Here is a 5,001-nt window from a genome sequence, read left to right on the forward strand (position 1 = left end):
AATTAAACAAGTTAGTATCTCAAAATCAAGGTACTTGTAATTTATCAGTTATGGTCTATGACCCAGAAGATAAAGTGGAGGTAACGATGCTTTCAAGAAAAAATAAAATTTCACCAAGTAATGAATTCCTCAATGAATTACAACTAATGCAAGGAGTAACGTATAAACTTAATTAAGTTGTGAATGAGTGAATTGAGAGTTAGTGATACTGAAAAGAATCTTCTTTAATATTTTCTAACTAAAATCACTCATTCACAATTCACTAACTCACAATTATAAACCTCATGCTTAAAAAATTATTTCTTTTTACTTTACTAGCCTATTGCACTTGGAACTGTAGTTCTGGGAAAAAAGCCCTTGAACAAGGCAATTATGATGAAGCCGTAGAAACGGCCATTAACAGATTGCAAAAAAGTCCTACCAATACAAAAGCTCAACAAGTATTAAAACAGGCTTTTCCTGCTGCACTCAATTTTCATTTAACCAAAATTGAAGATTGGAAACACTCACAAGAAAATTTTCGTTGGGAACGTGTTGTGGCTGAGTATCAACAGATTCACCATTTAGCTGATGATTTAGTAGCTTGTCAAGCTTGTTTAAAAGTAGCAGGTACACCCAAAAGGTTTTATGATGCATTACAAACTGCTAAAATTTTAGCAGCAGATGAACGATTCGCTGAGGCGCAATCTGCACTAAGCCAAGCCAATAACAATCGTAATGCAGCCAAAGATGCTTTCAATAATTTTACGGTAGTCCAAGAATTAGTACCTACTTATCCTAATATTAAAGCCAAATTGGATGAATCGTATGAACTTGCCAGTATTGATGTTGTAGTTGAGCAAGTAAGCGTTAATTCTCCTACTTATGCTTTAAGTAATGAGTATTTTCAGGGAAAAATCAACGAATTTCTACGTACTAATCCTAAATTAAATCAATTTGTGCGTTTTCATGCCCCTGAGGAGGCAGAACAAAATAAATTAAAGCCCGACCAAATCATTCATTTACAATTTGATGACTTTATTGTAGGGCAAACCTATGTAGAGACTAACACCAATACTGTAACAAGTAAAGACAGTGTGAAAGTGGGTGAAACGACAGTAAATGGGAAAAAAATAGCTGTTTATAATAAAGTAACGGCTAAATTGACACAATCTAGAAAAGCAATTACGTCAAAAGGAATATTAGATTTTCAGGTAATTGATTTTAAAACCAAACAAAAAGTTTATCAAGATAAAATAGCAGGAGAATTCGTTTGGGTAAATGAATGGGCAAATTTTAATGGCGACGAAAGAGCTTTAACAAAACAACAACTTAGCCTTACTAGAAACAAAGAACTCTTGCCACCTCCTCCACAGCAATTATTTACTGAATTTACCAAGCCTATTTACGACCAAATTACTAGAAAAATAAAAAAATATTATGAAAATTATTAAAAATAATAGCATTAATCATTTGAATATCAACAGAAAAGCTTAAAACCTTTTTGTTTTACTAAAACATAGGAACTAAGATGTTAAAACATTTTGTTTTAACTTTGAGAAAAGAAATTAACTTAATTAAAAAATAAAATGGGAAAATACGTAGTAGCAACCGATGATAATTTTCAAGAATTAATCAATTCAGATAAACCAGTATTAGTAGATTTTTGGGCAGAATGGTGTGGACCTTGTAAAATGATTGGACCAATCGTTGAAGAATTGGCTGGTGATGTAGAAGGACAAGCTATTGTAGCTAAAATGGACGTTGATGCAAATTCAACTGTTCCTTCAACATTAGGAATTCGTTCTATTCCTACATTATTGATTTTCAAAAATGGAGAATTGAAAGAAAGATTAGTAGGTGGAAATATTCCAAAAGCTGTGTTATCACAAACTTTGTTGAAACACGCTTAGTTTTTGAGTTTAGGGTTTATGAGTTTAAAGTTCATAAGTCTAATGTTTATGAGTATCTAAATTGAATTAGCTTGTTCATAAATAACATAACGAGAAGAGGTCAAATTGATTTAACAATTTGACCTCTTTTTAATTTCTATCTATCCTACACTATTACTATTATCTTACTGAATTTAAACTGCTAAACTTTGTACTCATAAGCTTTAAACTCATAAAGGCCTAAATGCTCTCTAAAATTACCGCACAAGCTTTCCTAATTTGCTCTTCGGTAATAATTAAAGGCGGTGCAATTCTCATTGAATTATCACAGAATAGAAACCAATCAGTTATTATTCCTTTTTCAATAGCTCGGTCGATAATAGGCTTCAATGTATCAAAATCCTCAAACTCAACCGCCATCATCAATCCTTGATTTCTTACTTCTTTGATTTTTTCATGCACCAATAACGATTTGAATAAAGTAGCTTTAGCCTGCACTGATGCCAAGAGGTTTTCATCGAGAATAACGTTTAGTGTAGCTAATGACGAAGCACAACTTACTGGATGCCCACCAAAAGTAGTAATATGCCCCAGAATAGGATTGTTTTTAAATACACTCATCACTTCGTGATTGGCAATAAATGCCCCTATAGGCATCCCTCCTCCCATTCCTTTAGCACAAAGCAAAATATCTGGATAAATGCCAAATTGCTGAAATGCCCAAAAAGTACCTGTTCTACCAAAGCCCGTTTGTATTTCATCTAAAATCAACTGCGTTTTAGTTTCTTCACAGCGTTTTCTTAAGGCTAAAAAATATTCTTTTGTTGGAATCCTTACCCCTGATTCTCCTCCGATAATCTCAATAATTACGGCAGCAGTTTTTTCAGTAATCAAAGCAATATCCTCTATTACTCCATGTCGGATATTTCTAATACTTGGCAAAAGGGGGCGAAAATTTCTCTTAAAATTCTCACTGCCTGATAGTGATAATGCTCCTTGTGTAGCACCATGATAGGCATTAAAGCACGAAATAATTTCTTGTCGCCCCGTAAAACGCTTTGCCAATTTCATTGCCCCTTCTACTGCCTCCGTCCCAGAATTAGTAAAATAAACATTATCTAAAGGTTTTAGATTACTTTCAGTAGGCGTCAATGTTTTTACCAACGCCTCCGCCAATTCTACTTGTGGGGTTTGCACATATTCTCCATATACCATTAAGTGCAAGTATTTATCTACTTGATTTTTAATGGCTTCAACCACTTTAGGATGGCGATGTCCCACATTTGACACCCCAATACCTGAAATTAAATCCATGTATTGTTGCCCATTTTTTCCATACATGTACACTCCTTCAGCTTGCTCTATCTCTAAGGCTAACGGAAAATCAGACGTTTGGGCAACATTTTTTAAGAATAGTTCTCTATGTGTAATCAAGATTTTGTATTTTTAGTTGATAAGTATTGCTAATAGCTTTAAGCAATAAGCCTAAGCTGAGAGATTTCAGTAAATACAAAATTACAATTCATTCATCATTTAACTAACTCCCAAATGAAAAAACACTTTTTACTATTATTAGTACTATTATCGTTCTGTTCTTTTGCCCAAGAAAAGACAGATTTGAAAAGTATTCAACAAGCCAATGCCATAGTTCCTTCCTCTTCATCAGTTCCTGCTCCAGTCGTTACCAAACACCAAACTATTATTAATGGTCAGCCCATTGCATACACCGCTACTACGGGTTATATGACTTTGAAAGACGAAGCTGGTAAACCAAAAGGCAACATTTTCTTTATTGCCTATACGAAAGACGGTGTAACAGACATTACCAAACGCCCGATGACCTATACTTTTAATGGTGGCCCTGGGTCTGCATCAGTTTGGCTTCACATGGGTGCTATTGGTCCAAAAAGAATATTGATGTCGGATAAAGGCGATGCCTTAGCTCCACCTTATAAATATGTTAACAACGAATATTCTTGGCTGGATAAAACAGATTTGGTATTTATTGACCCTATTAATACTGGTTATAGTAGAGCAGTAAATGGCGAAGACCCTAAACAATTTTTAGGATATGTAGAAGATATCGAGTCTGTCGGAGAATTCATCAGATTATACACCGTAAAATATGGTCGTTGGTCTTCTCCTAAGTTCTTGGCTGGCGAAAGTTATGGTACTACTCGTTCTGCTGGACTTTCGGGTTATTTGCAAGATAAATTCAATATGTATATCAATGGTATTTCTTTGATTTCTTCGGTATTAAACTTCCAAACCATTCTATTCGATAAAGGAAACGAATTGCCTAATATTCTATATGTACCTACTTACACAGCCATGGCTTGGTATCACAAAAAAATTGCGAAGGAATATCAAGGGGATTTACAGAAAGCCTTGCGTGAAGCCGAACATTTCGCTTTAAACGAATATGCCACAGCATTGATGAAAGGGGATTTATTACCAGAAGATGAAAAAAAACAAATTGTTCAAAAGCTCAGTAAGTTGACGGGTGTTTCAGAGGCATTTATCCAAAATGTCAATTTACGCATAGAAATCAGCCGTTTTACCAAAGAGTTATTACGTAGTGAAGGCAAAACTGCTGGACGTTTAGACGGACGATTTACTGGAATTGATTATGATGATGCCGGCGAAAGATATGAATTTGACCCAAGTTTGGATGCCACCATTTCAGGGCCATATTCTACGACAGTAAACAACTATTTACGTCAGGATTTAAAGTATGAAAATGATTTGCCGTATTTGATGCTAACAGGCAGAGTACAACCGTGGAATTATAGCAATGTACAAAACAAATATTTGAATGTAGCAGAAACGTTACGACAAGCAATGGCTAAAAATCCTTATTTGAAAGTATGGATACCGTCAGCTTATTATGATTTAGCCACACCCTATTTTGCGGCTGAATATGTGGTATCACACATGGGTTTAAGACCAGAACAACGTAAGAATATAAAATTTACCTACTTTGAATCGGGACACATGATGTACATTCACAAAGCATCATTAATTAAACTGAAAAAAGAAGCAGATGAGTTTTATGATGAAACTTTAAAATAATCAGAAGTATCATAAGCACAAGATTGGTCAACTTTTAAAAAGTTGACCAATCTAAAAT

General features: G+C 34.5%; 5 protein-coding genes. 4 read left to right on the plus strand and 1 reads right to left on the minus strand.

Features of this window, described 5'->3' with window-relative positions; translation table 11 throughout:
- From AC07XN_RS23370 to trxA, 3 genes are all read left to right on the plus strand, one after another.
- The coding region (locus tag AC07XN_RS23370) for a hypothetical protein (RefSeq protein ID WP_494744801.1) at positions 1-176 on the plus strand (176 nt) is incomplete at its 5' end.
- Between the two features lie 108 nt (positions 177-284).
- A complete protein-coding gene (locus tag AC07XN_RS23375) occupies positions 285-1,433 on the plus strand; it encodes a hypothetical protein (RefSeq protein WP_494744799.1) in 1,149 nt (382 codons plus the stop codon).
- A 135-nt stretch (positions 1,434-1,568) separates the two neighbouring features.
- Positions 1,569-1,892: a thioredoxin gene (gene trxA, locus AC07XN_RS23380; RefSeq protein ID WP_309916624.1), complete on the plus strand. Its 324-nt coding sequence runs from the start codon at positions 1,569-1,571 to the stop codon at positions 1,890-1,892.
- A 219-nt stretch (positions 1,893-2,111) separates the two neighbouring features.
- Here trxA and AC07XN_RS23385 read toward each other — a convergent pair whose 3' ends face one another.
- A complete protein-coding gene (locus AC07XN_RS23385) occupies positions 2,112-3,302 on the minus strand; it encodes an aspartate aminotransferase family protein (RefSeq protein ID WP_494744802.1) in 1,191 nt (396 codons plus the stop codon).
- 117 nt (positions 3,303-3,419) lie between these two features.
- On the opposite strand from AC07XN_RS23385, the gene AC07XN_RS23390 reads away from it, so the two are divergent.
- A complete protein-coding gene (locus AC07XN_RS23390; protein WP_494744800.1) occupies positions 3,420-4,943 on the plus strand; it encodes a S10 family peptidase in 1,524 nt (507 codons plus the stop codon).
- Positions 4,944-5,001: the final 58 nt, after the last annotated feature.

It is taken from the genome of Arcicella sp. GW458-12-2-14-TSB2, assembly GCF_059423785.1.